Annotated in this window: 21 protein-coding genes and 1 tRNA gene; 13 read left to right on the top strand and 9 right to left on the bottom strand. The window is 74.6% G+C overall.

The window, feature by feature from the left end; translation table 11 throughout:
- Nucleotides 1-6: 6 nt before the first annotated feature.
- From ACTHAM_RS16040 to tmk, 4 genes are all read left to right on the top strand, one after another.
- On the top strand, nucleotides 7-957 hold the full coding sequence (locus ACTHAM_RS16040) for a phosphatase PAP2 family protein (RefSeq protein ID WP_440689273.1): 951 nt from the start codon (nucleotides 7-9) through the stop codon (nucleotides 955-957).
- Between the two features lie 76 nt (nucleotides 958-1,033).
- A complete protein-coding gene (gene topA, locus ACTHAM_RS16035) occupies nucleotides 1,034-3,769 on the top strand; it encodes a type I DNA topoisomerase (RefSeq protein WP_440689271.1) in 2,736 nt (911 codons plus the stop codon).
- Between the two features lie 30 nt (nucleotides 3,770-3,799).
- Entirely contained in the window at nucleotides 3,800-4,804 is a 1,005-nt protein-coding gene (locus ACTHAM_RS16030; protein ID WP_440689269.1) for a Gfo/Idh/MocA family protein, read from the top strand.
- Nucleotides 4,801-5,499: a dTMP kinase gene (tmk, locus tag ACTHAM_RS16025; RefSeq protein WP_440689267.1), complete on the top strand. Its 699-nt coding sequence runs from the start codon at nucleotides 4,801-4,803 to the stop codon at nucleotides 5,497-5,499. The genes ACTHAM_RS16030 and tmk overlap by 4 nt, the downstream gene beginning before the upstream one ends.
- A gap of 48 nt (nucleotides 5,500-5,547) precedes the next feature.
- Here tmk and ACTHAM_RS16020 read toward each other — a convergent pair whose 3' ends face one another.
- Genes ACTHAM_RS16020 through ACTHAM_RS16005 form a run of 4 tightly spaced genes read right to left on the bottom strand, consistent with a single transcriptional unit; the run spans nucleotide 5,548 to nucleotide 8,114 of the window.
- A complete protein-coding gene (locus tag ACTHAM_RS16020) occupies nucleotides 5,548-6,714 on the bottom strand; it encodes a HAMP domain-containing sensor histidine kinase (protein ID WP_440689265.1) in 1,167 nt (388 codons plus the stop codon).
- Nucleotides 6,711-7,394 (bottom strand): response regulator transcription factor, encoded by a 684-nt coding sequence (locus ACTHAM_RS16015; protein ID WP_440689263.1) that lies wholly within the window; start codon nucleotides 7,392-7,394, stop codon nucleotides 6,711-6,713. The genes ACTHAM_RS16020 and ACTHAM_RS16015 overlap by 4 nt, the downstream gene beginning before the upstream one ends.
- 1 nt (nucleotide 7,395) lies before the next feature.
- Nucleotides 7,396-7,677, bottom strand: coding sequence for a hypothetical protein (locus ACTHAM_RS16010; protein WP_440689261.1), 282 nt, complete (start codon nucleotides 7,675-7,677; stop codon nucleotides 7,396-7,398).
- Nucleotides 7,674-8,114 (bottom strand): hypothetical protein, encoded by a 441-nt coding sequence (locus ACTHAM_RS16005; RefSeq protein ID WP_440689259.1) that lies wholly within the window; start codon nucleotides 8,112-8,114, stop codon nucleotides 7,674-7,676. The genes ACTHAM_RS16010 and ACTHAM_RS16005 overlap by 4 nt, the downstream gene beginning before the upstream one ends.
- A 157-nt stretch (nucleotides 8,115-8,271) precedes the next feature.
- On the opposite strand from ACTHAM_RS16005, the gene ACTHAM_RS16000 reads away from it, so the two are divergent.
- The 7 genes from ACTHAM_RS16000 (at nucleotide 8,272) to ACTHAM_RS15970 (ending at nucleotide 18,612) form a co-directional block, all read left to right on the top strand.
- Entirely contained in the window at nucleotides 8,272-9,426 is a 1,155-nt protein-coding gene (locus ACTHAM_RS16000; protein WP_440689257.1) for a DNA polymerase III subunit delta', read from the top strand.
- A 23-nt stretch (nucleotides 9,427-9,449) separates the two neighbouring features.
- On the top strand, nucleotides 9,450-10,988 hold the full coding sequence (locus tag ACTHAM_RS15995) for an alpha/beta hydrolase (protein WP_440689255.1): 1,539 nt from the start codon (nucleotides 9,450-9,452) through the stop codon (nucleotides 10,986-10,988).
- A gap of 130 nt (nucleotides 10,989-11,118) precedes the next feature.
- Nucleotides 11,119-12,021 carry a DUF2510 domain-containing protein gene (locus ACTHAM_RS15990; protein ID WP_440689253.1) on the top strand — a complete coding sequence of 301 codons (903 nt, stop codon included), beginning with the start codon at nucleotides 11,119-11,121 and terminating at the stop codon, nucleotides 12,019-12,021.
- A 95-nt stretch (nucleotides 12,022-12,116) separates the two neighbouring features.
- Nucleotides 12,117-12,192, top strand: a tRNA-Thr gene (locus tag ACTHAM_RS15985).
- A 173-nt stretch (nucleotides 12,193-12,365) separates the two neighbouring features.
- On the top strand, nucleotides 12,366-15,119 hold the full coding sequence (locus ACTHAM_RS15980; RefSeq protein ID WP_440689251.1) for a cation-translocating P-type ATPase: 2,754 nt from the start codon (nucleotides 12,366-12,368) through the stop codon (nucleotides 15,117-15,119).
- A gap of 227 nt (nucleotides 15,120-15,346) precedes the next feature.
- Complete coding sequence (locus ACTHAM_RS15975; protein WP_440689249.1) at nucleotides 15,347-18,307, top strand: glycoside hydrolase family 2 TIM barrel-domain containing protein; 2,961 nt, start codon at nucleotides 15,347-15,349, stop codon at nucleotides 18,305-18,307.
- A 95-nt stretch (nucleotides 18,308-18,402) separates the two neighbouring features.
- A complete protein-coding gene (locus tag ACTHAM_RS15970; RefSeq protein WP_440689247.1) occupies nucleotides 18,403-18,612 on the top strand; it encodes a hypothetical protein in 210 nt (69 codons plus the stop codon).
- A gap of 26 nt (nucleotides 18,613-18,638) precedes the next feature.
- Here the strand turns inward: ACTHAM_RS15970 and ACTHAM_RS15965 are convergent, their stop codons facing one another.
- Complete coding sequence (locus tag ACTHAM_RS15965) at nucleotides 18,639-19,010, bottom strand: DUF2249 domain-containing protein (protein WP_440689245.1); 372 nt, start codon at nucleotides 19,008-19,010, stop codon at nucleotides 18,639-18,641.
- A gap of 120 nt (nucleotides 19,011-19,130) precedes the next feature.
- Here ACTHAM_RS15965 and ACTHAM_RS15960 point away from each other — a divergent pair, with 120 nt between their 5' ends.
- A complete protein-coding gene (locus tag ACTHAM_RS15960; protein ID WP_440689243.1) occupies nucleotides 19,131-19,433 on the top strand; it encodes a hypothetical protein in 303 nt (100 codons plus the stop codon).
- Between the two features lie 24 nt (nucleotides 19,434-19,457).
- Here the strand turns inward: ACTHAM_RS15960 and ACTHAM_RS15955 are convergent, their stop codons facing one another.
- The gene (locus tag ACTHAM_RS15955) at nucleotides 19,458-20,420 is read right to left on the bottom strand and encodes a hypothetical protein (protein ID WP_440689241.1); all 963 of its coding nucleotides are present in this window, start codon (nucleotides 20,418-20,420) and stop codon (nucleotides 19,458-19,460) included.
- Between the two features lie 275 nt (nucleotides 20,421-20,695).
- On the opposite strand from ACTHAM_RS15955, the gene ACTHAM_RS15950 reads away from it, so the two are divergent.
- Nucleotides 20,696-21,673 (top strand): M15 family metallopeptidase, encoded by a 978-nt coding sequence (locus ACTHAM_RS15950; RefSeq protein WP_440689239.1) that lies wholly within the window; start codon nucleotides 20,696-20,698, stop codon nucleotides 21,671-21,673.
- A 7-nt stretch (nucleotides 21,674-21,680) separates the two neighbouring features.
- Here the strand turns inward: ACTHAM_RS15950 and ligD are convergent, their stop codons facing one another.
- The 3 genes from ligD to ACTHAM_RS15935 all read right to left on the bottom strand — a co-directional run bounded on the left by ligD (nucleotide 21,681) and on the right by ACTHAM_RS15935 (nucleotide 26,036).
- Complete coding sequence (gene ligD / locus ACTHAM_RS15945; RefSeq protein WP_440689237.1) at nucleotides 21,681-22,769, bottom strand: non-homologous end-joining DNA ligase; 1,089 nt, start codon at nucleotides 22,767-22,769, stop codon at nucleotides 21,681-21,683.
- 70 nt (nucleotides 22,770-22,839) lie between these two features.
- A complete protein-coding gene (locus ACTHAM_RS15940) occupies nucleotides 22,840-25,809 on the bottom strand; it encodes a helix-turn-helix transcriptional regulator (protein ID WP_440689235.1) in 2,970 nt (989 codons plus the stop codon).
- The gene (locus ACTHAM_RS15935; protein WP_440689233.1) at nucleotides 25,806-26,036 is read right to left on the bottom strand and encodes a hypothetical protein; all 231 of its coding nucleotides are present in this window, start codon (nucleotides 26,034-26,036) and stop codon (nucleotides 25,806-25,808) included. Before ACTHAM_RS15935 ends, ACTHAM_RS15940 begins: the two co-directional genes overlap by 4 nt.
- Between the last annotated feature and the right edge of the window lie 40 nt (nucleotides 26,037-26,076).

Below are 26,076 nucleotides of genomic sequence, written 5' to 3'. Positions count from 1 at the left end.
GGTGCGGTGCACCCCACCCCTGTCGCGTCCTCGCACAAGGTCGCCCCGGCGCACACCCGCGTGAAGCCCGAGGTGGCCGTGACGGCGGTGGTCATCACGGCGGTCTCGGCCGTGGGGGTGTGGCTGCTGTGGCGGGTCTTCGTCGACACGTGGGCGGGTCAGCGGGTCGACCAGGCCGCGCTCGAGGGTGCCCGGTACGGCCAGGTCGAGCTGTGGCAGGTGGCCGAGCACGTGCTGGACGTGGTGTCGGTCGGGTTCATCGCCGGTGTGCTGCTGGCCGCGGTCGTCATCGCACTGGTCCGTCGGCGGTGGTCGCTGGCCGTGCAGGTGGCGGTCCTCATGATCGGCGCGAACGTGACCACCCGGGTGCTCAAGCTCATGGTCTTCCAGCGGCCCGACCTGGGCGTCGAGGGAGTGTGGGGCAACACGCTGCCGAGCGGGCACACGACTGCCGCGGCCTCGGTGGCGGTCGCGCTGCTGCTCGTGGTGCCGCCGCGGGTGCGGCCGTGGGCCGCGCTGCTCGGGGCCGTCTACACGACCGCCACGGGCGTCTCGACGCTCGTGGGGCAGTGGCACCGGCCGTCCGACGTGGTGGCCGCCGTGCTCGTCGTCCTGGCCTGGTCGGCCGGGGTGTGCGCGCTCGTGGCACTCGACCAGCGGCCCGTGGTGACCACGACGGGGAACCTCCCGCGGGTGGGTCGGTCCGGGCGGCCGCAGCTGCCGACCGGTGTCCGCCGGGTCGCCGTGCTGCTGGCCGCCGTGGGGGTGGTGGTCGGGGCGTTCGCGGCGGGCGCGTTGTCCTCGACGTGGCAGCAACGGATGGACCTGGACACGCGGGCCGAGCTGCTCATGGCGTACGCGGGTGGTGTGTCGGCGGTCCTCGCCTCGGCGTGCCTGGCCTTCGCGGTGCTCCTCGTGCTGCGGCACGTCGCGGGCACGGCGTCCGCCCGGGTTTGACGGGAGGTCGTAGAGTCCCCACCCAGTAGGGCGGACGACGCCGACGACGAACGACTGCAGGGAAGAGACCGGACGCATGGCTGGTGGACGCAAGCTCGTGATCGTGGAGTCGCCCGCGAAGGCGCGCACGATCGCCGGGTACCTCGGCGAGGGGTACGACGTGGAGGCCAGCGTCGGCCACATCCGTGACCTGCCGCAGCCCTCCGAGCTGCCCGCGGACATGAAGAAGGGCCCGTTCGGCAAGTTCGCCGTCGACGTCGAGCACGGCTTCGAGCCGTACTACGTGGTCGACTCGGACAAGAAGAAGAAGGTCTCCGAGCTCAAGAAGCTGCTCAAGGAGTCCGACGAGCTGTTCCTGGCCACCGATGAGGACCGCGAGGGCGAGGCCATCGCGTGGCACCTGCTGGCCGAGCTCAAGCCCAAGGTGCCGGTCAAGCGCATGGTGTTCCACGAGATCACCCGGGAGGCGATCCAGCGGGCGCTGGAGAACACCCGCGAGCTGGACAACCGCCTGGTCGACGCGCAGGAGACCCGCCGCATCCTGGACCGCCTGTACGGGTACGAGGTCAGCCCGGTGCTGTGGCGCAAGGTCCGTCAGGGCCTGTCCGCCGGGCGCGTGCAGTCCGTGGCCACCCGTCTGGTCGTCGAGCGTGAGCGCGAGCGCATGGCGTTCCGTGCCGCCGACTACTGGGACGTCACCGGCACGTTCGCCGTGGCCGACGCCGGTGAGCCGACGTTCGAGGCGCGCCTGACGGGCCTGGGCGGCAAGCGTGTCGCGTCGGGCCGCGACTTCGACGACCGTGGCCAGCTGCGCGGCAAGGACGTCGTGCACCTGGACGAGGCGACGGCCGGCGCGCTGGTCGCGGGCCTGTCCGCGTCGCCGTTCAGCGTGGCGAGCCTGGACACCAAGCCGTACACGCGTCGCCCCGCGGCGCCGTTCACGACCTCGACGTTGCAGCAGGAGGCCTCCCGCAAGCTGCGGATGGCCTCGCGGCAGACCATGCGCACCGCGCAGGGCCTGTACGAGAACGGCTACATCACGTACATGCGTACCGACTCGCCCGTGCTGAGCACGCAGGCGATCGACGCGGCCCGCCGCCAGGCCGCCGAGCTGTACGGCGCCGAGTACGTGCCGGCGAACCCGCGCGTCTACACCAGCAAGGCCAAGGGCGCCCAGGAGGCGCACGAGGCCATCCGCCCCGCCGGCGACCACTTCCGCACCCCGGCCCAGGTGGCCCGTGAGCTGTCCGGCGACCAGTTCCGGCTGTACGAGCTGATCTGGAAGCGCACGGTCGCCTCGCAGATGGCGGACGCCCGCGGTCAGACGGCCTCGGTACGGCTGTCCGCGACGGCCACCCCGGCGGGCGGTGCACCCGTCGAGACGGTGTTCTCGGCGTCCGGCACGGTCATCACCTTCCGGGGTTTCCTCGCCGCGTACGAGGAGGGCAAGGACGTCGACCGTTACGGCGACGACGAGTCCGACAAGGGCGCCGAGAAGGCCGAGGCCCGTCTGCCGCAGATGGCCCAGGGCGACCCGCTGACCGCGTCCGACCTGAGCGCCGACGGGCACCGCACGTCCCCGCCGCCGCGCTTCACCGAGGCGAGCCTGGTCAAGGCCCTCGAGGAGCGCGGGATCGGCCGCCCCTCGACGTACGCCGCGACGATCTCCGTGATCCAGGACCGCGGGTACGTCAGCAGCCGCGGTCAGGCGCTCGTGCCGAGCTGGTTGGCGTTCGCGGTCACCCGGCTGCTCGAGGAGAACTTCGACCGGCTCGTCGACTACGACTTCACGGCCTCCATGGAGGAGGACCTCGACGAGATCGCCGCAGGTGACAAGCAGCGCTCGGAGTGGCTCGAGGAGTTCTACTTCGGTGACCGCTCCGGCACCCGCGGGTCGGGTGGTCTGCGTGGGCTGGTGGAGAACCTCGGCGAGATCGACGCCCGTGAGGTCAACTCGATCGACATCGGCGACGGCCTGACCCTGCGGGTGGGCCGGTACGGCCCCTACCTGGAGGACGCGTCCGACCTCGGTGAGGACGGCAACCCGCGTCGTGCGTCCGTGCCGGAGGACCTCGCGCCCGACGAGCTCACGGTCGAGAAGGCGCGCGAGCTCATGCAGACGCAGCCCGAGGGTGACCTGGTGCTCGGCCAGGACCCGACCACCGGCACCACGATCGTGGCGAAGAACGGCCGGTACGGCCCGTACGTCACCGAGCTGCTGCCCGAGCCCGAGATCGACCCGGCGCTGTCGGCCGCCGCCAAGAAGAAGGCCCTGGCCGCCGCCCCCAAGCCGCGCACCGCGTCGCTGTTCAAGACCATGAGCCTGCAGACCGTCACGATCGACGACGCCCTCAAGCTCCTGTCGCTGCCCCGCGTGGTCGGTACCGACCCCGAGTCGGGCGCCGAGATCACCGCGCAGAACGGCCGCTACGGCCCGTACCTGAAGAAGGGCACCGACTCGCGCACGCTCGCCTCGGAGGACCTGCTGTTCACGGTCACGCTCGAGGAGGCGCTGGCGATCTACGCCCAGCCCAAGCGCGGCCGCGGTGCGACGGCCGCCCCGCCCCTGCGCGAGCTGGGCGAGGACCCGACCTCCGGCAAGCCGATCGTGGTCAAGGAGGGTCGGTTCGGTGCGTACGTCACCGACGGCGAGACCAACCGGACGCTGCCGCGCGACGTGACGCCCGAGACCATCACGCCCGAGCAGGCCGTCGAGCTGCTCGCCGAGAAGCGCGCCCAGGGACCGGCCAAGAAGAAGGCCCCCGCCCGGCGCGCGACGACCACGCGCAGCAAGGCCGCCGCCAAGAAGTGACCGGCCCGGGCGACCACTAGGTTGGAGCCCATGGCACGCACCGAGGACCCCCGCACCGCACCGTCGATCCGCTGGGGGATCCTCGGTGCCGGCAACATCGCGTCGACGTTCGCCCAGGCGGTCAACGCGCACACCCGCGCGCAGCTGGTGGCCGTCGGCTCGCGCAACCGCGACCGCTCCGAGCGGTTCGCCACGGCGCACGGCATCCCCACGACCCACATCGGCTACCGCGACCTGGTCGAGGACCCGCAGGTCGACGCCGTGTACGTCGCCACACCGCACTCCGAGCACCTCGAGCACGCCCTGCTGGCCATCAAGGCCGGCAAGCACGTGCTCGTCGAGAAGGCGTTCACGCGCAACGTCGGTGAGGCCGAGCGGATCTTCGACGCCGCCCGCGCCGCCGGGGTGTTCGTCATGGAGGCCATGTGGACGCGGTTCCTGCCGCACGTGGCCGCGCTGCACCAGGTGATCGACGCCGGGGAGATCGGGGACATCGTCAACCTGTCCGCCGACCACGGCCAGTTCTTCCCGTTCAACCCGGCCAGCCGCCTGTACGACCCGGCCCTGGCCGGTGGGGCGCTGCTCGACCTGGGCGTGTACCCGGTGTCGTTCGCGCACGACTTCCTCGGGGTGCCCACGGCCGTGCAGGCTGCCGGTGCGCTCACCGAGACGGGCGTCGACGGCCAGATCTCCATCGCGCTCAGCTACCCCGGCGGCGCGCAGGCCACGCTGTCGACGACCCTGTGGGCCAAGACCCCGACCACGGCGTCGATCTCGGGCACCGAAGGGTGGATCGAGGTGGCCGGCAACTTCTACGGGCCGACCTCGTTCCGCGTGGTGCGCCGTGACGGGCGCACCTGGACGTTCGACCAGCCGGGCGAGAAGGGCCTGCAGTACGAGGCGGCCGAGGTGGCCCGTCGTGTCGCGGCCGGCGAGCACGAGAGCCCGCGCATGTCCTGGCAGGGCACGCTCGAGGTCATGCGCACGCTCGACGAGATCCGTGCGCAGGCCGGCGTGGTGTACCCGGGCGAATGAGCCAGACGCACACCCAGCCCGAAGGCCCCGGCCTCTTCGTCTCGCTCGAGGGCGGGGACGGCGCCGGCAAGTCCACGCAGTCGCGCCTGCTCGGCGAGTGGTTGCGCGCGCTGGGCCACGAGGTCGTCCTGACCCGTGAGCCCGGCGGCACGACGCTCGGGCAGACGCTGCGCGACGCGGTGCTGCACGGCGACCACGTCGACGCGCGCACCGAGGCCCTGCTGTACGCCACCGACCGCGCGCACCACGTGGCCTCGCTGGTGCGTCCGGCGCTCGAGCGGGGCGCCGTGGTCGTCACCGACCGCTACCTCGACTCGTCGGTGGCCTACCAGGGCACCGGGCGTGACCTGGGCGCCGACGAGGTCGAGCAGCTGTCGCTGTGGGCCGTGCGAGGGCTCATGCCCGCGGTCACGGTCCTGCTGGACCTGGACCCGGTGCTGGGGCGCTCGCGGCTCACCGGCGACCCGGACCGGCTCGAACGGGCCGGCGACGAGTTCCACCGGCGCACCCGGCAGGCGTTCCTGGACCGGGCCGCCGCCGATCCGGCGCGGTGGCTCGTGCTCGACGCCACCCGGCCCGTCGAGGAGCTCGCGGCGGCCATCCGGGAGCGGGTCGAGCGGGCGCTCGCCGTGGCCGCGACGCTGCCGCCCGCCGGTGCGACCGGGCCCGCGGACCTGCCCGCGACGCACGCCTGAGCGACCCGCACGCCGCCGTCGCCGTCGACCGGGCGCGACGTCCGGGGGTCAGTCGGCGTCGGGCAGGTGCACCGTGAAGCACGCGCCACCCTCGGGTGCCGCACCGGCACGGATGCCGCCGCCGAGCCGCTGGACCAGCCCGTGCACCAGCGACAACCCGATGCCGACCCCCACCGGCCGGTCGTCGCGGTACCGCAGGCCCAGCACGCCCGGTTCGAACGCCACCGCGTAGTCGGCCTCGGACAGACCCGGGCCGCCGTCGCGCACCTGCAGCACGGCGCGCGTGCCGTCCGGGTCGCCGGCCCCGCCCGCGCGCAGGGACAGCACGAGAGGCGCGTCGGGTGGGCAGACGCGCACCGCGTTCTCCGCGAGCCCGTCCAGCACCTGACGCACCCGCGCCCCGTCGGTGCGCACCACCAGCGGACCGTCGGGCAGCTCGACGCGCAGGGGCGTCGCACGGGAGGCGGTGCGTTGCCGCCAGACCTGTGCGGCGTCCTGGAGCACCCGCACCAGGTCCACCGGCGCGAGGTCCAGGTGGAAGTCGGCGGCGCCGAGCCGCGCCAGGTCGAGCAGGTCCCGCACCAGCCGCTCCAGACGGGCCGACTCGGCGAGCACCACCCGACCGGCGGCCTGCGCGTCGATGCCCTCGACCACGCCGTCGGCGATCGACTCGGCGTACCCGCGCACCGCGGTCAGCGGTGTGCGCAGCTCGTGGGAGACGGACAGCAGGAACTGGCGTTGCCGGTCCTCGCTGCGGGCCAGGGCGTCCGCCAGCTCGTTGAGGCTCGCGGCGACGTCGGCGACCTCGGGCGGACCCTCCACCGGGACACGGACGTCGCGGCGCCCCGCACTCATCGCGCGGGCCGTCTCGGCGGTGCGGCGCAGCGGGCGGGTGAGCAGCCGGGCCGTGCCCGCCCCGGCCGCCGTGCCCACCAGCATGCCGACGGCCACGGACAGCAGCACCGAGCGGGCGATGCGCACCGCCGGACGCTGCGCGGCGCCCTCCCGTGCGGCCCTCAGCTCCTGGCGCAGGGGTGCCGTGGGGTTCGCACCCGTCCCGGGGCCCGCCGTGGCGGTGGGGACGGTGGACGCCGCAGAGCTGTCGAGCGTGGCGACGTACCGGCCGACGGCCAGGCCGGACAGCACGGCGGAGACCAGGGCCACACCGACGCAGGCGAGCGTGATCCGCGTCGTCAGGGACACCGGGACGCTCACGGCGTGTCCACGTCGGCGGAGTACCCGACGCCGCGCACGGTGCGGATCGGGGTGGTCGGCCCGAGCTTGGCGCGCAGCTGGGCGACGTGCACGTCGACGGTGCGGGTGCCCGCCTGCGCGGAGTACCCCCACACGGCCGACAGCAACTCCTCGCGCTGCCACACCCGGCCGGGGGAGCCCATCAGGTGCGCCAGCAGGTCCAGCTCGGTGGCCGTCAGGTGCACCTCGCGGCCCGACACGTAGGCCCTGCGCCGCACCAGGTCCACCGTCACGTCACCCACGGTCCGGGTGTCCTGCGCGGGCTCGGCGAGGGACCGGCGCAGCACCGCGCGCACCCGGGCGACGAGCTCGCGCGGGCTGAACGGCTTGGTCACGTAGTCGTCCGCACCCAGCTCGAGGCCCAGCACGCGGTCGACCTCGTCGTCGCGGGCGGTCACGAACAGCACCGGGGTGCGGTCGCCGTCGGCACGCAGACGACGGCACACCTCGATGCCGTCCATGCCGGGCATGCCGATGTCGAGCACGAGGGCCACCGGACGGTGGGTGCGCACCGCCTGCAGCGCGCTGACGCCGTCGCCGTAGGTCTGCACGCCGAACCCGTCACGGACCAGGTACATCCGCACCAGGTCGGCGACCGCGGGGTCGTCCTCGGCGACCACGACCAGCCCGCCTGCCGTCACGTCAGCCCTCCTCGTCCTGCGCCATCTCCTGCTCGACCAGCTCGGCCGCGGCGGTCGCCTCGGTCAGCGCGGAGCCCAGCGCGTCGAGGGCATCCTCCTCGCTCCGGGCGCCAAGGGCAGGGGCGGTCGCGGGTGAGGTCGTCACGGAGGCCGTCGTCGGGGAGGAGGTCGTCGCGGGGGTCGCCGGCGCGTCCCGCGGCCCGCAGCCGGACAGGCCGGTCACGAGGACCAGCGTCAGGGTGGCGGCTCCGAGCAGCCGACCGGCGACGGGGTGCGCCGTCACGAGGCGCCCAGCTGCGAGCAGACCGACGAGTCGAGCAGCCGCAGCCGGTCGGCGGCGGACTCCAGGTTCGTGACCCTGCCGGCCCGCAGCTCGGCGCGGTTGTCCATGCGGTTCGCGGCGGCGCCCCGTCGGGCGCCGCGTGCCGTGTCCGCCTGGGCGTGCAGCCAGGCTGCCGAACCGGGCGACCCGGCGTCGGCCTGGATCCGGGTGACCAGCGCGTCGAGCCGTGCGACGGCCTCCGGGACCCGGTCGCACAGCTCCTGCAGGCGCGCGGTGTCGACGGTGATCGTCGTGGTGGCCCCGTCGACGGTCACGGTCGGGCCGTCGCCGGGGGTGGTCGCTGCCGAGGCCGGTGCGGCGAACGCCGTGAGCACGGCCAGCACGGTGGCGGTCGCGGCGGTGGTGGTGACGGCGGTGAGTCGACGGCTGGTGCGCATCGCGTTCTCCTTCGGTCGGCCGCCGGGTGCGGCCACGACGCCCACGGTGCCGCGCGGGTGTGCGGGGTCCGTCCGGCCTGTGTTCGGGTCCTGCAAAGGTCGGGCCGCGGTGCAGGCGGCGACCCGGACCGTCGGTGCGGGCGGCTACGGTGTCGTGGTGCCCACACCCGTCGCTGCCGCCGTCTGGGACGAGGTCGTCGGGCAGGAGCCCGCCGTCGAGCTGCTGCGCGGTGCGGTGGAGGACCCCGCGCGGATGACCCACGCCTGGCTGCTGACCGGTCCGCCGGGGTCGGGCCGGTCGACCGCGGCGCGGGCGTTCGCGGCGGCGCTGCAGTGCACCGACCAGGGGTGCGGCCGGTGCCACGACTGCGTCACCACGCTGCAGGGAACCCACCCGGACGTCACCGTGGTGGCGACGGAGGGAGTGTTCATCCGGGTGGACACCGCCCGGCCGCTGGTCGAGCTCGCGCAGCGCAGCCCCTCGCACGGGCGCTGGCGCGTCATCGTCATCGAGGATGCCGACCGGCTCAACGAGACCAGCGGCAACGTGCTGCTCAAGGCCATCGAGGAGCCCGCCCCGCGCACCGTCTGGGTGCTCTGCGCGCCGAGCCCGCAGGACGTGCTCGTCACGGTGCGCTCGCGCAGCCGGCACGTGTCGTTGCGGGTGCCCCCGGTCGACGCGGTCGCCGCGCTGCTGGTGTCCCGCGACGGCATCGACCCGGCGGTCGCGCACGTGGCCGCCCGGGCCGCGCAGAGCCACGTCGGTATCGCCCGGCGGCTGGCACGCGACCCGCAGGCACGTGCGCGTCGCACGGCCGTGCTGGCCGTCGCCCCGCGCATCCGGGGGGTGGGGGACGCGGTGCTGGCTGCCGGTGAGCTGGTCGAGACCGCCCAGGCCGAGGCGAAGGCCGCCACCGAGCTCCGCGACGCCGAGGAGAAGACGGCGCTGCTGCGCACCCTGGGCGCCGAGGGCGCCGCGACCCTGCCCCCCGCGCTGCGGGCGCAGGTCCGCCAGCTCGAGGAGGACCAGAAGCGCCGGGCCACGCGGGCGCAGCGGGACGTGCTCGACCGGGCGATGGTCGACCTGCTCTCGCTGTACCGGGACGTGCTCGTCGTGCAGCTGGGTGCGGACGTCGAGCTGGTCAACGTCGAGGAGGACGCCGCGGTGCGGGCACTGGCCTCCTCCACGACCGCCGAGCAGACCCTGCGGCGGATGGACGCGGTCGGGCAGGCCCGCACGCGGCTCGCGGGGAACGTCGCCCCCTTGCTCGCCGTCGAGGCGATGACCATCGCCCTGCGCCCCCAGGGCTGACCGTCGCACGTAGGCTGTGCGCCATGTCTGTCGCGTCCCCGTCCTCCGTCGTGCGCGCAGGGCGGGTGGCCGCGGCCCTCGTCGTGGGCGTCCTCGTGCTGGTCGGCTGCACGCCGGCCAAGCACCAGGCCTCCGCCACCGCGCCCACCGCCTCGGGCGGCTCCGACGTCGCCGCCGACCTGCAGCCGTTCTACGGGCAGTCGCTGGAGTGGACCGAGTGCGGCGAGCTGCAGTGCGCCACCGCGACAGCCCCGCTCGACTGGGCCGACCCGACCGGACCGACGATCACGCTGGCGCTGTCCCGGCAGCCCGCCCTGGGTGGCGAGGCCATCGGCTCCCTGCTGCTCAACCCCGGCGGACCCGGCGCCTCGGGCGTGGACTTCCTGGAGTCGGCGGTCGCCATGGTCAGCGAGTCCGTGCAGCAGCAGTACGACCTGGTGGCGTTCGACCCGCGGGGTGTGGCCGGGTCCTCGCCGGTGGCCTGTGTCGACGCCCCCGCGCTCGACGAGATCCTCGCGACGGACCTCGACACCAGCGACGCGGGCCTGCAGGAGGCGCAGGACCGGTACGGCGCGTTCGGCGCCGCCTGCCTGGAGAACACCGGCGACCTGCTCGCGCACGTCGACACCGTCAGCGTCGCCCGTGACCTGGACATGCTGCGCTCCGCGCTCGGCGACGACGCGCTGACCTACCTCGGGTTCTCGTACGGCACCGAGATCGGTGCGACGTACGCCGCGCTGTTCCCCGGGCAGGTCGGTCGTCTGGTGCTCGACGGGGCGCTCGACCCCACGCTCAGCTCGACCGAGCTGGCCGTGGGTCAGGCCGGCGGGTTCGAGAACGCGCTGCGTGCCTACGTCGCCGACTGCCAGGCCGGGTCCGACTGCCCGCTGACCGGCGACGTCGACAAGGGCCTCGCGCAGATCAAGGACCTGCTGGACCGGGCCGCCGTGAGCCCGCTGGACACCGGGACCGACCGTGCACTGACCTCGTCGTTGGCGTTCTACGGCATCGCCCTGCCGCTGTACTCGCAGGAGAGCTGGCCGTACCTGACGCAGGCACTCGCGGCGGCGCTGCAGGAGGACGACGGCTCCGTGCTGCTGTACCTGGCCGACCTGTACTCCGACCGCAACCCTGACGGCACGTACTCCTCGAACTCCTCCGAGGCGTTCTGGGCCGTCGGCTGCGCGGACGAGCGTGCCTCGGCGGACGTGGCGACCATGCGTGCCGAGGCGGAGCAGATCGAGGCCGTCGCACCGACGGTCGGTGCGTTCTTCGGCTACGGCGGTGTGATCTGTGCGCAGTGGCCCACCCCGGTGTCCGAGCCGCTGGAGTCGTACACGGCCGAGGGTGCGGCACCGATCCTGGTGATCGGCACCACCAACGACCCGGCCACCCCGTACGCGTGGGCGCAGTCGCTCGCGGAGACGCTCTCGTCGGGCACGCTGCTCACGTACGAGGGTGAGGGGCACACGGCGTACGGCTCGTCGAACTCGTGCGTGGCCGACGCCGTCGACGGGTACCTGCTGACCGGTGAGGTGCCCGCGGAGGGCACCCGCTGCTGACGGTCCCCGTCGGCGGTGCGCCCGATCGGTCGGTGCGGGGCGGCGCGGCCTCAAGTGCGGGCCTGTACCCGCCGATGACCCCCACGAACCGCACCTAGCGGGCGCAGGTGGACGCCGGGGGGCACAGACCATGAGCGGTACGACCGAGGCAGGCACACCTGCCGCCGGGTGGTACACCGACCCGCAGCACGGCACCGGGCACCGGTGGTGGGACGGCACCGGGTGGACCACGCACACGCGCGCACCCGAACCGGTGGCGCTCGTGCCCGTCGAGCCTGAACCGGCCGTCCCTGCGCCGCGCACCTGGTCGGCGGCCACCACGCCGTTCGCGTCCGCCACCGCGACGCCGTTCGTACCAGCGGCCGCGGCGCCGTTCGTGCCGGTCGCCCCGCTGCCGAGCACCTCGGCGCCCTCCGCGACGACCTCCGGGGGCCTGGGCGTCACGGCACCATCCGAGCCCGCGCGTCCGGTCAACCGCGGGGGAGCCGACGCGGCCTACGGGGCACCGACGCCGGCCACTCCCGCCTGGTACGGCCCGCCGGTCGCGGCCGTCCAGCCGCCGTACGGGCAGGCAGGCTACGGCGCACCCGGGTACGGCCCACCGGGGTACGGCACCTCTGGGTACGGCGCGCAGGGGTACGGGGCGGGCTACGGGCAGGCTCCCGGCCCGGCCGGGTTCGGGGCCCCGGCGTACGGTCAGCCCGCGCCCTTCGGGTACGCGGCCCCCAGTCACCCGGCCTTCGGCGGTGGCTACCCGGTCCAGCCCTACGGTCTGCCCGCGGTGTACGGGCCCGGCAGCTCGATGTCCGACGACGTCCGGTGGATGCCCTGGCTGGGTGCGCTCGCCCTGGTCGTCTGGGGGTACGGGCCGTTCGCGCTGCGTCGCGCGATCGGCCTGCGCCAGCGCATCGCGGCGACCGGTGAGCCGGGCGACGCGCGAGTGACGGCCGGGATCGTCATGGGCAGCCTCGGCACGGTGTTCCTGGTGGTGCGTGTGGTGACCTTCGCGCTCGTGGCCCTGACGACGTACTGAGCGGCGGACGGTTCGCGGTGCCGGCCGCTTTGGAGTCCCGGCGCCCGTCCGGGTAGAGTGGCCGCGCTCGCCGCTTCCCCCGGGATGTGTCCAGCGCCGCCTTAGCTCAGTCGGCAGAGCGTCTCACTCGTAATGAGAAGGTCAAGAGTTCGATTCTCTTAGGCGGCTCCACCACGAAGGCCCAGCACCCGCACGGTGCTGGGCCTTCGTCGTCGGTGCACCCGACCGGGCGGCTGCACTCTGGACGGGCCGGGCGACCTGGGCCTTCGTACGATCGGAGCGGACCGGGGCAGCCGCATCGGGGAGTCCCCGGGGTTCGCGTCCGGACGCCGATCGGAGTGCGCATGGCCGTCACCGAGGCACACGGGTCCGCGCCGTTCGCGCAGCCCCCCGACGTGGTGCTGGACGCGCTGTCGGCGTCCGCCGAGGGGCTCACCGGTGCGGAGGCGTCACGCCGGTTGGCGCAGGTGGGGCCCAACCGGTTGCCCGAGCCGCCGCGGACCCATCCGGTGCTGCGCTTCCTGCGGCACTTCCAGGACGTCCTGATCTACATCCTGCTGGCCGCGGCGGTGCTCAAGGCGGTCCTGGGCGACTGGGTCGACTTCGCGGTGATCGTGGCGGTGGCCGTGGCGAACGCTGTCGTCGGGTTCGTGCAGGAGGGCCGGGCGGACAAGGCCCTGGCGGGGATCGCCACGATGCTGTCGTTGGATGCGCAGGTGCGGCGCGACGGGGCGTGGCACGTGGTGGCAGCCGACGACCTGGTGCCCGGTGACGTGGTGCGGGTGCGGTCCGGCGACCGGGTGCCGGCGGACGTGCGGCTGCTGGAGACCACGACGTTGCAGGTCGACGAGGCGGCGCTGACGGGTGAGTCGGTGCCCGCCGGCAAGGACGTCGAGGCCGTCGGGCCGGACGCGGGGGTGGGGGACCGGTCGTCGATGCTGTTCTCCGGCACGATCGTCACGTCCGGGCGCGGGACCGGGGTGGTCACGGCCACCGGGGGCGGCACGGAGATCGGCCGCATCCAGCAGCTGGTGGCCGAGGTGGACCCGTTGGACACCCCGCTGACACGTCAGCTCGCACGGCTGGGTTCGCAGCTGAGTCTGCTGATCCTGGTGATGGCGGTCGTGATGCTGGTCATCGGGCGGCTCGTGCACGGCTTCGAGGGCGCCGAGCTGATCTCGGCGGCGATCGGGTTCGCGGTGGCCGCGGTGCCCGAGGGGTTGCCCGCGCTGGTCACGATCACGCTGGCCCTGGGCGTGCAGCAGATGGCCCGCCGGAACGCGATCACACGGCGGCTCACCTCCGTCGAGGCCCTGGGGTCGGTCACCACGATCTGCTCGGACAAGACGGGGACGTTGACGCGCAACGAGATGACCGTGCGCACCGTGATCACCCCGGAGACGGTCTACGACGTGGACGGCCTGGGGTACGAGCCGACCGGCGAGGTCCGTGCGCGGGGGGCGCAGGGGCGTACCGACGCGTGCGTGGGCGTCGACGCCCACGCCGACGGGCACTCTTCGACCGACCGGGCGGACCTGCGGGCGCTGGTCGCCGCGGGCGTGTACTGCAACGACGCGCGGCTGACCCGCGTGGAGGGGCGCTGGCAGATCGTGGGCCAGCCGACGGAGGGTGCCGTGGTGGTGCTCGCCGAGAAGGTCGGGTACGTGGCCGAGGCGCAGCGGCTCGCGCACGTGCCGTTCGAGTCGTCGACGAAGTTCGCCGCCACGCTCGACGCGCTGCCCGACGGCACCCGCACGGTGCACGTGCTCGGCGCACCCGACCGGTTGCTGGACCGGTGCACCACGCAGCGCACGGACCACGGGCCCGCACCGGTCGACATCGACCGGTGGGAGGCGGCGATCGACCTGCTCGGCGGGCAGGGCCTGCGCGTGCTGGCCGCGGCACGTCGGGCCGCCGCGGACGAGGACGCGCTGACGGACGACACGGTGGGGGAGGGCCTGGAGCTGCTCGGGCTGTTCGGCATCCTCGACCCGCCGCGTCCCGAGGCGGTGGCGGCGATCACGGACTGCCACCGGGCAGGCATCCGCGTGAAGATGATCACCGGTGACCATGCGGGCACCGCCCTGGCCATCGCGAAGGAGCTCGGCATCGTCGGGCCGGGGCAGCTGCGGCAGGCCGGTGCGCCCGAGGTGGTCACCGGTTCCCAGCTGGAGGCGATGAGCGACGACGAGCTGCGCGCCTGCGTGCGGGACGTCGACGTGTACGCGCGGACCTCGCCCGAGCACAAGATCCGCATCGTGCGGGCGTTGCAGTCGCACGGCGAGGTCGTGGCGATGACCGGCGACGGCGTCAACGACGCCCCCGCCCTGACCCGTGCGGACGTCGGCATCGCCATGGGAATCAAGGGCACCGAGGCCACCAAGGAGGCCGCCGACATCGTCCTGGCCGACGACGACTTCGCGACGATCGAGCAGGCGGTCGAGGAGGGGCGCCGCATCTACGACAACATCCGCAAGTCGGTGGCGTTCCTGCTGCCCACCAACGGGGCGCAGTCGCTGGTGATCCTGGTGGCCGTGCTGCTCGGGCTGACGTTGCCGTTGACGCCGGTGCAGATCCTGTGGGTCAACCTGGTCACCGCGGTCACGCTGTCGCTCGCGCTGTCGGGTGAGCCGGCCGAGCCGGACATCATGCGTCGCCCGCCTCGCGCCCCCGACGAGCACGTGGTCTCCCCGCGCTCGTTGCTGCTGATCCTGTTCGCGTCCGTCGCGATCGGCACGGCCACCCTGGTGGTGTTCCTCGTCGAGAAGGACCAGCTCGGTGCACCGGACGCCACCGCGCAGACCGCGGCGGTCACCGTGCTCGCCGCGGCCCAGCTCGGCTACCTGTTCAGCTGCCGGCTGCTGGGGTCGACGAGCCTGACGTGGCGCGTGCTGGTCGGCAACCGCCTGGTGTGGGTCGCCGCCGCGGCGCTCCTGGTGCTGCAGCTGGTGTTCACGTACGCGCCGTTCATGCACGACTGGTTCGGCTCGGCACCCATCGGGTGGCGTGACTGGGGCCTGGCGGTCCTGGGCGGTGCCGTGGTGTTCCTGCTGAACGAGGCCGCGAAGGCGGTCGGTCGGCGGGTCCTGCGCAGCTGACGGGCCCGGGCAGTACATCGTTGGACGAAATCACGGCGAGTCACGCGAACCGGTGCGGACAGCGGGGCCCGGCTCGGTACCGTGGGCGCGTCCGGGCGGTGCGCCGCCGCACCCGCCCGGACTGATGCGGTCGCTCGCCGAGCGCTCGCCCGCCACGTCCCGGAGCTCATCGTGCCCGTGCTGCCCGCCCTGCCCCTCGCCGACCGCACCGCCGCCGGCGGTGCACGATGAGCGTCGTCCGGCAGCTGCTGGCGGACCTGGCCTCACCGTTGCCCGGGCACGGCAGCGTGCCGCCGCGCGCGCACCTGCGCACCGACGCCCCCGTGCAGCTGCTGGACGGCACGTGGCAGGTTCGCGTGTGGCCCTCGGTTCGGCACGTCCCCGAGGACGAGTCGTGGCTCACGGACTCCCCGGTCGACGGCGGGGTCGCCTGGTCGCCGATCCCCGTGCCCTCGCACTGGGTGCTCGAGGGCCACGGCACCCCGGCGTACAGCAACCTGCAGTACCCGTTCCCGATCGACCCGCCGTTCCCGCCCGACGAGAACCCGGTCGCGGACCACCGGCTGGTGCTCACCGCCGACCCCGCACTGCTGGACCACCCGACCGTGCTGCGGTTCGAGGGCGTGGACAACGCCGCGACCGTGTGGCTCAACGGCGTCGAGCTGGGCACCACGCGGGGCAGCCGGCTCACGCACGAGTTCGCCACCACGGGTGTGCTGCGTGCGGGCGAGAACGTGCTGGCGGTGCGCGTGGCGCAGTGGTCCGCCGCGAGCTACCTCGAGGACCAGGACATGTGGTGGCTGCCCGGGGTGTTCCGCAGCGTCACGCTGCTGGCCCGCCCGGCCGGTGGCGTCCGGGACGTGTTCGTGCACGCCTCGTACGACCACCATGACGGTTCGGGCACGCTGCAGGTCGACGTCGAGCGTGAGGACGGCGCCGACGGCCCCGCGCTGCTGTCCGTGCCCGCGCTCGGCCTGGTGGACGTCGCCGTCGACACCGCGCACCGCGTGGCGTCCGTGCAGCCGTGGTCCGCGGAGACGCCCGTGCTGCACGACGCCACGCTCACGGCCGACGGTGAGACCGTGCACCTGCGGATCGGGTTCCGCACCGTGCACGTCGAGGACGCCACCCTGATGCTCAACGGACGACCGCTGCTGCTGCGCGGTGTGAACCGGCACGAGCACCACCCCGTGCACGGCCGGGTGCTGCCGCCGCAGACGGTGCGCGCCGAGCTGGAGCTGATGAAGCAGCACCACGTCAACGCGATCCGCACGTCGCACTACCCGCCGCGCGCCGACCTGCTCGAGCTGGCCGACGAGCTGGGCTTCTACGTGATCCTCGAGAACGACCTGGAGACGCACGGTTTCGCGCTCGTCGACTGGCGGGGCAACCCGAGCGACGACCCGCGCTGGTTCCCCGCGTACGCCGACCGGATGCGCCGCACCCTGGAGCGCGACAAGAACCACTGCGCGGTGCTCATGTGGTCGCTGGGCAACGAGTCCGGCACGGGCAGCAACCTCGAGGCGATCGCCCGCTGGACCAAGCGGCGCGACCCCGACCGGCTCGTGCACTACGAGGGTGACTGGGACTCCACGTACGTCGACGTGTACTCGCGCATGTACGCCAGCACCGACGAGGTCGCCGCGATCGCCGCCGAACCGCCGGCCGCCGCGTTCCCCGACCCGGTGCGCCGCCACCGCCGCGAGCTGCCGTTCCTGCAGTGCGAGTACGCGCACGCCATGGGCAACGGGCCTGGCGGGCTGAGCGAGTACCAGGACCTGTTCCACGCGCACCCCCGGCTGGCCGGCGGGTTCGTGTGGGAGTGGGTCGAGCACGCGCTCGACGGTGGAGCCCTGCCCGGCGGGTCCGGTCGACGCCAGCTGTACGGCGGGGACTTCGGCGAGGCCGTCCACGACGGCAGCTTCGTCGTCGACGGCCTGGTGCACGCCGACCGGACGCCCGGGCCGGCGCTGGCGGACCTGGCGGCCGTGTGGTCGCCCGTGGGGCTGGCGCTCGCCGACGACCTGTCGACGCTCACGGTCACCAACCGGTACCACGGCATCGCCCTGGACCACCTGGTGCTCACGTGGTCGGCCGACGGTGCGCCGCACGGCGCAGGCGACGAGGGGGTCGACGGAGGCTCCGACGACCGCACGATCGTGCTCCCGGACGTCCCCCCGGATGAGCGGGCGGTGGTGCCGCTGGCGCTTCCGGACCTGTCCGGGCGGACCGTCACCGTCAGCGCCCGCACCCGGCAGGCCACGCCCGGCTGCCCGGCGGGTCACGAGGTGGCCTGGGCGCAGCGGGTCGTGGCCCGTGCACCGGCGGGGCTCAGCGGCCCCCCGGCCGCCCCGCTCGACCGCGGCACGTCCGTGCACGTCGGTTCGCTCGAGCTCGACGCCCGCACCGGCATGCCCGTGCGGCTCGGCGACGTGGCGCTGCACGACGTGGCTGTCGGGCTGTGGCGCGCCCCGACGGAGAACGACCGTGGCACCGGGTGGGACGAACCGGGTCTGCCGCCCCACGCGCAGCGGTGGCAGTCGGCCCGGCTCGACGACCTGCGCAGCCGGCTCGTGTCGGTGGCCACCGAGGGGCAGTCCGTGGTGGTTCGCACCCGTGTCGCGCCGCCCGTGCTCGACTCCGGGGTGGAGTGCACGTGGCGCTGGACGTCCGACGGGCACGCGGTGGCGCTCGACCTGACGCTGGTCCCGTACGGGCAGTGGCCGTGCGACTGGGCGCGCGTCGGCGTCGACCTGGCGCTCGGGGCACCCACGGAGCAGGTGCGCTGGACCGGGTTCGGCCCCGGACCGCAGTACCCCGACACGGGGCAGGGGGCCCGCTACGGCACCTTCACCGCCGACCGGGACACGTTCGCGGTCCGGACCGTCCGCCCGCAGGAGCACGGGGCCCGGCGCATCGACGACGCGACCGTCATCACGGCGGACGGGGGGCTGCGGGTGCGCGGCGCCGGGCTGTGGCTCACCGCGCGCCCGTGGGACCGCCGGACGGTCGCCGCCACCGCGCACGACCACGAGCTGGCCGAGGCCGAGGCGACCTACGTGTCGATCGACGCCGCCGTCAGCGGGGTCGGCACGGCGTCCTGCGGCCAGGGCGTGCTGCCCGCCTACCGGGTGCCCGCCGCGCGGCACACGTTGCACGTCGTGCTCGAGCCGCTCACGAGGGGGTGAAACATCGGCCGGTCCGACGCCCGAGTGAGTGAAGGAGCGGGCGAAAAAACAGGGACGAAGGGCCTTGCACCCCTCCGGCGCGGGAGACTCTTCCCGTGGACGAGCAGAGGATCGACGCGCCGGGGACCGACTGGCGGATCGACATCACCGACGCCGACATCCGCGACGCCAAGAAGGCCTGGAAGGCGGCGTGCGAGGGTGACGCGTCACTCGCGCGTGTGCAGCAGCTGCACGAGTCCTACCGCGGGCTCGTCCAGCGGCAGGCGCAGCAGATCGCCGAGGAGTTCCGCGCGCGGTTCGCCTGAGCGCCGACGCCCCGCCCGACGCCTCGTCAGCTGAAGAGGCGGAAGCCGCGCGTCACGCGCAGCCGCCAGGCCCCCGGGGTGTCCTGCAGGTACTCGACCTCCAGCTCGCCGTGCGCCTCGTCGCCCAGCTGGTGCAGCAGCTCGACGGGGTCCTCCGGGGCGATCACGATCAGCGACCCGCCGCTCGGCACCGACCCGAACACCGCCAGCGCCGCAGACTCGCGCACACCCCAGGAGATCGCCCGCAGGTCCAGGACCGGGTCTTCCTCCTGCTCGTCGCACGCGCACGCCCCGCAGCACCCCGCACGCTCCGCCTCGCCGGTCTGCACGTCACCGAGCACCTCGTCCAGGTCGAGCACGGTGCGGTCGACGGGGGCGGGAAGCGGCTGGACGGCCATGGGTGATGCTCCGAGACGGACGGCATCCCGCAGCGGTGCGGGCTCCGACTCAGGATCACCTCACCAGGCACGCGGGGCCTGGGACCTTCGGCCAGGGGTCGGGTCGCGTACCGTGCGCGGGTGCCGTCGTACCGGGTGAGTCTCGCCGTGGGCCTGCTGCGCCCGGGCACCGCGGCCCCGGACCTGCTGCCCGAGCTGGTCGACGTGGCCGGTGGTCACGGGGTGGTCGAGGCCAGCGACCTGGCCGTGGTGCGCGGCCAGGCGCGCGTGACGGTGCGGTTCACGGGCGACGACGACGCGGCCGCCCGACGGGTCGCGTGGGCGGTGCTCGCCCGGGCCGACGAGCTGGCGGAGACCACGGAGCCGCGGTTCACCCGGCGCTACGGCGCCCGCTGGTACCCCGTGGCGCGGGCACGCGGCTGACGCACCCGCACACCCGCCCGCAGGTCACAGCAGCGGTTCGCAGGTTCCCACGATCTCCGGCGTGCCCACGATCCGGGAGACCCCGGGCACCGAGGCGTACCGGTGGGCGACGACGAACCCCGGCCGCCCGCTGTCGCACGCCTCGACGAACACCGCGTCCCGCCCGTTGCCGTCCCGCGGGTCGGCCGGCTCGTTCAGACGCCCCTGCCAGGCGATCGCCGCGCGCAGCGCCCCCGTCGCACGGACCCAGCCGCGGGCGAGCCCCGGCTCGGTGAACCGGCGGATGCCCACCTGCGTGCCGTCGTCGACCATCGCGAACGGCGCCAGCGGCCCGCCGGCCGGTACGACGTCCTCCACTGCCTGCGCCAGTGCCCGCAGGGCCAGGTCCTGCACGGCGGCCGAGGGGTGCGAGGGCAGCTCGTCGGGTGTGCGCGGACGGTGCGCGGCGCCCTGCTCCTCGCCCGACCGGGCCGGCGAGGGCACCTGCGGCTGCTGACCGGCGTGCCGCGAACGGGTGCCCGTCAGGTGCGCGATCGTGCGCTCCACCCACCCGTACGCCCAGCCGCGCTCACCGGCGCGCCAGCGGACGCTGACCTCCTCGAGGGGGGCGACGCACCAGGTCGAGGTCATCACCACCGGGGTCGCGACACCGTCGGTGGTCCGCAGCATCCACGAGGCACCCGTCGAGGTGGCCAGCACGTCACCCAGACCGACGCCCAGGGCGCGCACCAGCGGGCGGGGGTCGCCGGCGCCGCCGGACTGCGCCCACGCCTCCCACGAGGAGTCGGACAGCGCACCGAGCGCGTGCGGGTCGTGCACGTCGACACCGCTGGCGGCCAGGTCGTGGCGCAACCGGTCCAGGTGGGCGGACTCCTCGGCCGTCAACGGGCGGTCTCCCGCGACCGGATCGGCACCCGCCCCCGGGCGGTGCTGCACGGGCGTCGCAGCACCCGCGTGGACGTTCCCCGGACCGACGTCGACTGCCATACCGAGGGTGTCGACGCGTCAGGCCGACCGATTGAGCCCGAGCGCACCGAATCATCCGGTTGGCGGTGTCGGGCGGTGTCGGGCGGTGCCCGGCAGGCGGCCCGGTGCGCCCGCCCGCGCCGACCGCCCTACTCTGGGAGTCGCGTCAAGGCGCCTCGCCCACGCGTGTCGACACGTACGCCTCGACCCCACCGGAGCGTCCCATCCGCCGATCCGCCCCGCACCACGCCTCGCCCCCGCGCCCGCGGCGGCGGGCCGCACCGCTGCTCGTGGCGGTGCTCGTGCTGGTGGTCGCGCTGGCCGGGACGGCCACGCTGTGGGCGTGGCGGGTGCAGGCGGCCGACACGGCACGGGCGCAGGCGGTGCAGCGCGCGCAGCAGCAGGCCACCGCGGACGCCGCCGCCGACGACTGGCGTGTGCAGCACGAGGCCGCGGCGTCCCGCAGCCGGGCGGCCCGCACGCTCGCGCAGGCGCAGCAGGACCTGACCGCGGCGGTCGACCAGGCGCAGGCGGTCCTGGTCGCCACCGAGGGGCAGGTGGGCGACGACACCGTGCGGCAGGCGCTCGCGGACACCCTCGCGGCCGCACAGGTGCCGGGTGCCTCGGTGGTGGCGGTGCAGGCGCAGGTCGGGTCGGTGCAGGCGGCCGAGGCGGCCGTGACCGCCGCGCACACCGCCTGGCAGGCCGAGCAGACCGCCGCCGCGGCGCGCGCGCAGGCCTCGGCGACCGACGAGCCGACCACAGGCACCTCGACGGGTGGCTCGGGGGCAGCGGGCTCCTGCACCACGACGTACACCGGGCCGGCGTTCTACACCTCGGTGCCCAGCGAGGGTGGTGACGGCTCCAACGGCAGGCTGCCCGCCTCGGCGCTGTCCGCGCTGTCGTGGACCGTTGACGAGCACGGCACGCCGTTCTACCTGGCGACCGCTGCGGCCGCCGCGCTCGAACGGCTCGACGGGGCGTTCCTGGCCGCGTTCGGCCACCACCTCGACGTCGACCTCACGTACCGGGACTACGCCACGCAGGTCGCCATGCGTGAGGCGCTCGGGTCGATCGCCGCCGTCCCGGGCACGTCCTCGCACGGCACCGGGCTGGCACTCGACGTGCCCGAGCGGCCGTGCGAGTACGGCTGGGACACGGTGCAGCGCCGGTGGCTGGTCGCGAACGGGCCGTCGTACGGCTGGGTGTCGCCGTCGTGGGCGCGGCAGGGCGGGTCCAACCCGGAGTACTGGCACTACGAGTACCGGGGCTGACCTGCCGTCAGCTCGCCGGGCCGGCAGGTTCCTCGTGGTGGCGGGCCCGGCTGGGCTGCACACGCGGTGGCTCGCCGGGCATCTTCGGGTACTCCGGCGGGTAGGGCAGGTCGCCGTGCCCGTGGTCGCGCTCGTCGCGCGCGGCCAGCTCCAGCAGCGGCTCGAGCGACTGGCGACCGGGTGCGCCCGCCACCAGGTCGGCGAACAGGTCGCCGACCTGCGCGAACCGGGCCGGGACCGTCGTCACGTCGAAGTCGTCGGGCCGGACCTCGGCGACCTCGTCCCAGCGCAGCGGCGTCGACACCGTCGCGCGGGCGTTCGGGCGGATCGAGTACGCAGAGGCGATGGTGCGGTCGCGGGCCATCTGGTTGTAGTCGACGAAGATCTTCGCGCCGCGCTCCTCCTTCCACCACGCCATCGTGACCTGCTGCGGCAGCCGGCGTTCGAGCTCACGGCCCAGGGCGATCGTGGCGCGGCGGGCCTCGACGAACGTCCACCGCGGCTCGATCGGCACGAACACGTGCAGCCCGCGACCTCCTGACGTCTTCGGCACACCTGTCAGGCCCACCTCGGCGAGCAGCTCGCGCAGGTGCGGGGCGACGCGCGCGGCGTCCGCGTAGTCCGTGCCGGGCTGCGGGTCCAGGTCGATCCGCAGCTGGTCGGGCCGTTCGACGTCCGCGCTGGTCACCGGCCACGGGTGGAAGGTCAGCGTGCCCAGGTTCGTCGCCCACACCACCACGGCCAGCTCGGAGGGCGCGACCTCGTCGGCGGTGCGACCCGACGGGAACGCGATGCGCGCCGTGCGGACCCACTCCGGGGCGCCCGTGGGCACCCGCTTCTGGAAGAACGCGTCGCCGGTGGAGTCCTGCCGGGTCGACAGCCGCGCACCCTCGAACACGCCCTTGGGCCAGCGTTCCAGCGTCGTCGGCCGCTTCAGCAGCGCGCCCAGCAGGCCGTCGCCGACCGCCAGGACGTACTCGACGACGTCCAGCTTGGTCAGGCCCTGGGCGGGGAACAGCACCTTGTCGGGCGACGAGACACGCACGGTGCGCCCGCGCACGTCCAGCTCGACGGCCGGTGTGGTCGAGGGTGGCATGCCCTTCACCGTAGGCGTGCGCTCCGCACCGGCAACCGGGCGCCGGCAACCGGGCACAGACCGCAACCCCTCAACGGCCGAGCAGCCCCCGCTGGTGCGCGACGGTCACCGCCTCCGTCCGCCCCGAGACGCCGAGCTTGGCCAGCAGGTTCGACACGTGCACCGACACGGTCTTGCCCGAGATGAACAGCGACTCGCCGATCTGGCGGTTCGAGAGCCCCTGGGCGACCAGCGCGAGCACCTCGGCCTCACGGGCCGTCAGCACGTCGGGCCCGTCGGTGCGCACACCGGGCAGGTCCAGCCGGCCACGCCGGGCCAGGTCACGCACGGCACCGGCCAGCGGCACGGCCCCCATCGCCTCCGCCTCGGACAGGGCGCGGGCCGCCTGCTCCGTGGCGGCGGTGCGGTCGCCGGACTCCAGCAGCGCCTCCGCCCAGCGCCACCGGGTGCGGGCCTCCTCGTACCGGTACCCGTAGGCGAAGGCCTCCGTGGCCGCCGCCCACCGCTCAGGGTCCGGCCGCCCGTGCAGGCGGGCGTGCTCGGCGTGCGCGCGCAGCAGCCAGGCGCGCCCCTCGGGCCCGAGCCGCCCGCCGCGCGGGCGGCCGCGCTGCGCCGTGGTGACCGCACGGTCCAGCAACCAGTCGCCCTGCTCCACGCGTGCCTGCACGTCCTTGCCGAGCAGGCGTTCGGCCGCCGCCGCATCGGCCGACGCCCCGATCGCCAGCGTGGCCAACCAGATGCCACCCAGGAAGTAGTCGTTCCACCGCTGGTTGAGGTGCTCGATGAGCCGCAGCGCCAGCTCGACCGCCTCGTCGTCCCGCCCGCGCCACGTCAGCGCGTCGATGGTGGTGCCGCCACCGATCAGGGCGATCGAGCCGTCGCGCTGCCACATCGGCTCCAGTGCACGGCCGCGTTCGACGGCATCGGCGTCGCCACGGGCCACCGCCGCGTACAGGTCGTCCGCGCGGGCACCCGCGGTGAGCACGTCGAGCAGACCGCCGTCGTCGCCCGCACGCCCCGCGGGGCCCGGCGGGCGGTCGGGGTCGGGGGTCAGGTCGCCGAGCATGTAGCGCGTGATGGTGGCCAGCTCACGCAGCGACACCGCGTACGGGTCACCGGTCATGCCCGTCTCGACCGCGCGAGCCAGACCGGTGGCCGTGAGTCGGCGGGCCGCCTCCAGGTCGCCGGCGTAGAAACGGTTGCCGGCCAGGTTGTACCGGGTGCGCAGCTCGGTCTCCAGGTCGCAGGCGTCCTGGGCGCGGGCCAGTGCCTCGTCGAGCAGCGTGGCCGAGTGCCCGGCATCGTCGACCAGCAACGCCGCCAGCGTCGTCAGCGCGTCGGACTCGGCGTCGGCGGCACCCGCCGAACGGGCCAGCTCGACCGCCTCGGTGGCGCTGGCGGTGGCCTCGGCGTCCCGGTCGGCCGTCAGTGCGGCCCGGGCGAACGTGGCCAGCGCCCAGGCGCGCTCGCGGATCCGCTCCGGCGGCAGGTCCGCCAGGGCACGTGACGCCTCGGCCATCGCCTCGTCCGTGCGGTCGTCGAGCAGCACGTAGCGCGCCAGTGCCGTCCGCCGCACGGCCCGGCCGATCGGGTCGGTGGACTCCTCGACGGCGGTCCGTGCGTGCTTGCCGGCCCGTTCGGACGCCCCCGCTCGGCTCGCGGCGGTGGCCGCGTCGACCAGCACGTCCACGCGTGTGCGTCCGGCGAGCGACGCGGCGTCGGGCACGGCGTCCCACAGGCGCAGCGCCGTCTCCAGGTGGTGCAAGGCCTCGGCGGGGGCCAGCACAGCGAACGCGGTCCGTGCCGCGTCGAGGGAGGCGGTCAGGGCCCGCGCCAGGTCGGGCGCGCGCAGGGCGTGCAGCGCCAGCACGGAGGCCGGCCCGAGGTCGGGGTCGTCGAGCAGCGCACGCAGGTACGCCCGGTGCAGCGAGGAGACCTCGCCGGGCAGGAGGTCGGTGGCCACCGCCTCGGCCAGCAGCGCGTGGCGGAAGGCGATGTACTCGTCCTCGACCACCAGCACGTGCCGCGCGACGGCCTCGCGCAGCGCGTCGTCCACGACACCCGGACCGGTCAGCAGCGGGTCCGCGCTGGCGACCACCGCGGCGCGCAGCAGGGGTTCGGTGACCCGGCGGCCGGCCACCGACGCGATCCGCGCCAGCCGCTGCACACTCGGGTCGAGCTGTTCGAGTCGGGTCCGCAGCACGTCGGCGAGGGTCCACGGCAGCCCGTCGTCGTCGGGGCCGGACTCCAGCAGCTCCTCCGCGTAGTAGGCGTTGCCCTCCGACCGCTCGATCACGCGACGGACCCAGCCCTCCGGCACCGGGCTGCCGGCGACGGCGGTCGCGAACTCGCGGACCTCGTCGTCGGTGAACGGTGGCAGGTCGATCCGCTCGACCCGCGGGTGGCGCAGCAGTTCGGCGACCACGGGCCGCCACGGGTGCCGGCGGTGCAGGTCGTCGGTGCGGTAGCTGGCCACGACGAGCACGTGCTCGGTGTGCAGCCGGGCGGTGACGAAGCGCAGCAGGTCGCGGCTGGAGGGGTCCGCCCAGTGCAGGTCCTCGAGCACCAGCACGAGGGGCGCGCCGGCGTGCCCGACCGCGCCGAGCAGCTCCGCCACGGCGGTGAACAGCTGCATGCGGCTGCTCTGCTCGTCAGGCGAGGGCGCGGGTGTGCCGGCGGACGACGGGGGAGCGGCCGGTGCGTCGGGCCCACCGCTCGCCCCCGGGAGCAGGCGCGCGAGGGCGGGACGGCTGGCCACGACCGTGTCGACGGCGGCGGGGTCGAGGTCGCGCAGCCGGGTCAGCGCCTCCACGAACGGCAGGTACGGCAGGCCCACGTCGCCCAGGTCCACGCAGTGCGCGGTCACCACGCGGGCGCCGTCCGCCTCGGCCAGCTCGGCCACGTGCCGCAGCAGCCGGGTCTTGCCGACCCCGGCGTCGGCGGCGAGCAGCACGACCGTCGGCTCCCCGGCGCCCGCGCGCCGCCACGCACCGCGCAGCTGGTCGACCTGCGCGGTGCGCGCGACGAACGGTGCGCTCATCGGGCCACGTGCCATGCCCCCGATCCTCGCAGCAGCCACCCCCGTGCCGCTGCCCCTCGGGCTGAGCGGGCGGAGTGGGCGGCACGGGCGGAGCGGCGCGCGAACGCCCGCTCCGGGTTGGCCTCGTCCTGCGTGCGCGGCAGGCCGACACCCCGCAGCAGCGTGACGACGCGCTCGTGGCGGTACGCCAGCTCGGCGTCCAGCGCGGGTCCCCAGGTCATGCTCATGGCGTGCTCCCCGATCGATGACTGCTGTCCGGTGCGGACG

This window comes from Cellulomonas soli (assembly GCF_052036975.1).
GTDB lineage: Bacteria > Actinomycetota > Actinomycetes > Actinomycetales > Cellulomonadaceae > Cellulomonas > Cellulomonas soli_A.
The sequence above is the reverse complement of the archived record's forward strand: the minus strand, read 5'-3'. Positions and strand labels throughout refer to the sequence as shown.

Excerpts from the sequence above, each read along its gene's own strand:
- ACTHAM_RS15990 (WP_440689253.1), top strand. The coding sequence starts at position 11,119 with ATGAGCGGTACGACCGAGGCAGGCACACCTGCCGCCGGGTGGTACACC.
- ACTHAM_RS16030 (WP_440689269.1), top strand. The coding sequence starts at position 3,800 with ATGGCACGCACCGAGGACCCCCGCACCGCACCGTCGATCCGCTGGGGG.
- ACTHAM_RS16005 (WP_440689259.1), bottom strand. The coding sequence starts at position 8,114 with ATGCGCACCAGCCGTCGACTCACCGCCGTCACCACCACCGCCGCGACC.
- ACTHAM_RS15965 (WP_440689245.1), bottom strand. The coding sequence starts at position 19,010 with ATGGCCGTCCAGCCGCTTCCCGCCCCCGTCGACCGCACCGTGCTCGAC.
- tmk (WP_440689267.1), top strand. The coding sequence starts at position 4,801 with ATGAGCCAGACGCACACCCAGCCCGAAGGCCCCGGCCTCTTCGTCTCG.
- ligD (WP_440689237.1), bottom strand. The coding sequence starts at position 22,769 with ATGCCACCCTCGACCACACCGGCCGTCGAGCTGGACGTGCGCGGGCGC.
- ACTHAM_RS15940 (WP_440689235.1), bottom strand. The coding sequence starts at position 25,809 with ATGAGCGCACCGTTCGTCGCGCGCACCGCGCAGGTCGACCAGCTGCGC.
- ACTHAM_RS15975 (WP_440689249.1), top strand. The coding sequence starts at position 15,347 with ATGAGCGTCGTCCGGCAGCTGCTGGCGGACCTGGCCTCACCGTTGCCC.
- ACTHAM_RS15995 (WP_440689255.1), top strand. The coding sequence starts at position 9,450 with ATGTCTGTCGCGTCCCCGTCCTCCGTCGTGCGCGCAGGGCGGGTGGCC.
- ACTHAM_RS15955 (WP_440689241.1), bottom strand. The coding sequence starts at position 20,420 with ATGGCAGTCGACGTCGGTCCGGGGAACGTCCACGCGGGTGCTGCGACG.
- ACTHAM_RS15980 (WP_440689251.1), top strand. The coding sequence starts at position 12,366 with ATGGCCGTCACCGAGGCACACGGGTCCGCGCCGTTCGCGCAGCCCCCC.
- topA (WP_440689271.1), top strand. The coding sequence starts at position 1,034 with ATGGCTGGTGGACGCAAGCTCGTGATCGTGGAGTCGCCCGCGAAGGCG.
- ACTHAM_RS15935 (WP_440689233.1), bottom strand. The coding sequence starts at position 26,036 with ATGAGCATGACCTGGGGACCCGCGCTGGACGCCGAGCTGGCGTACCGC.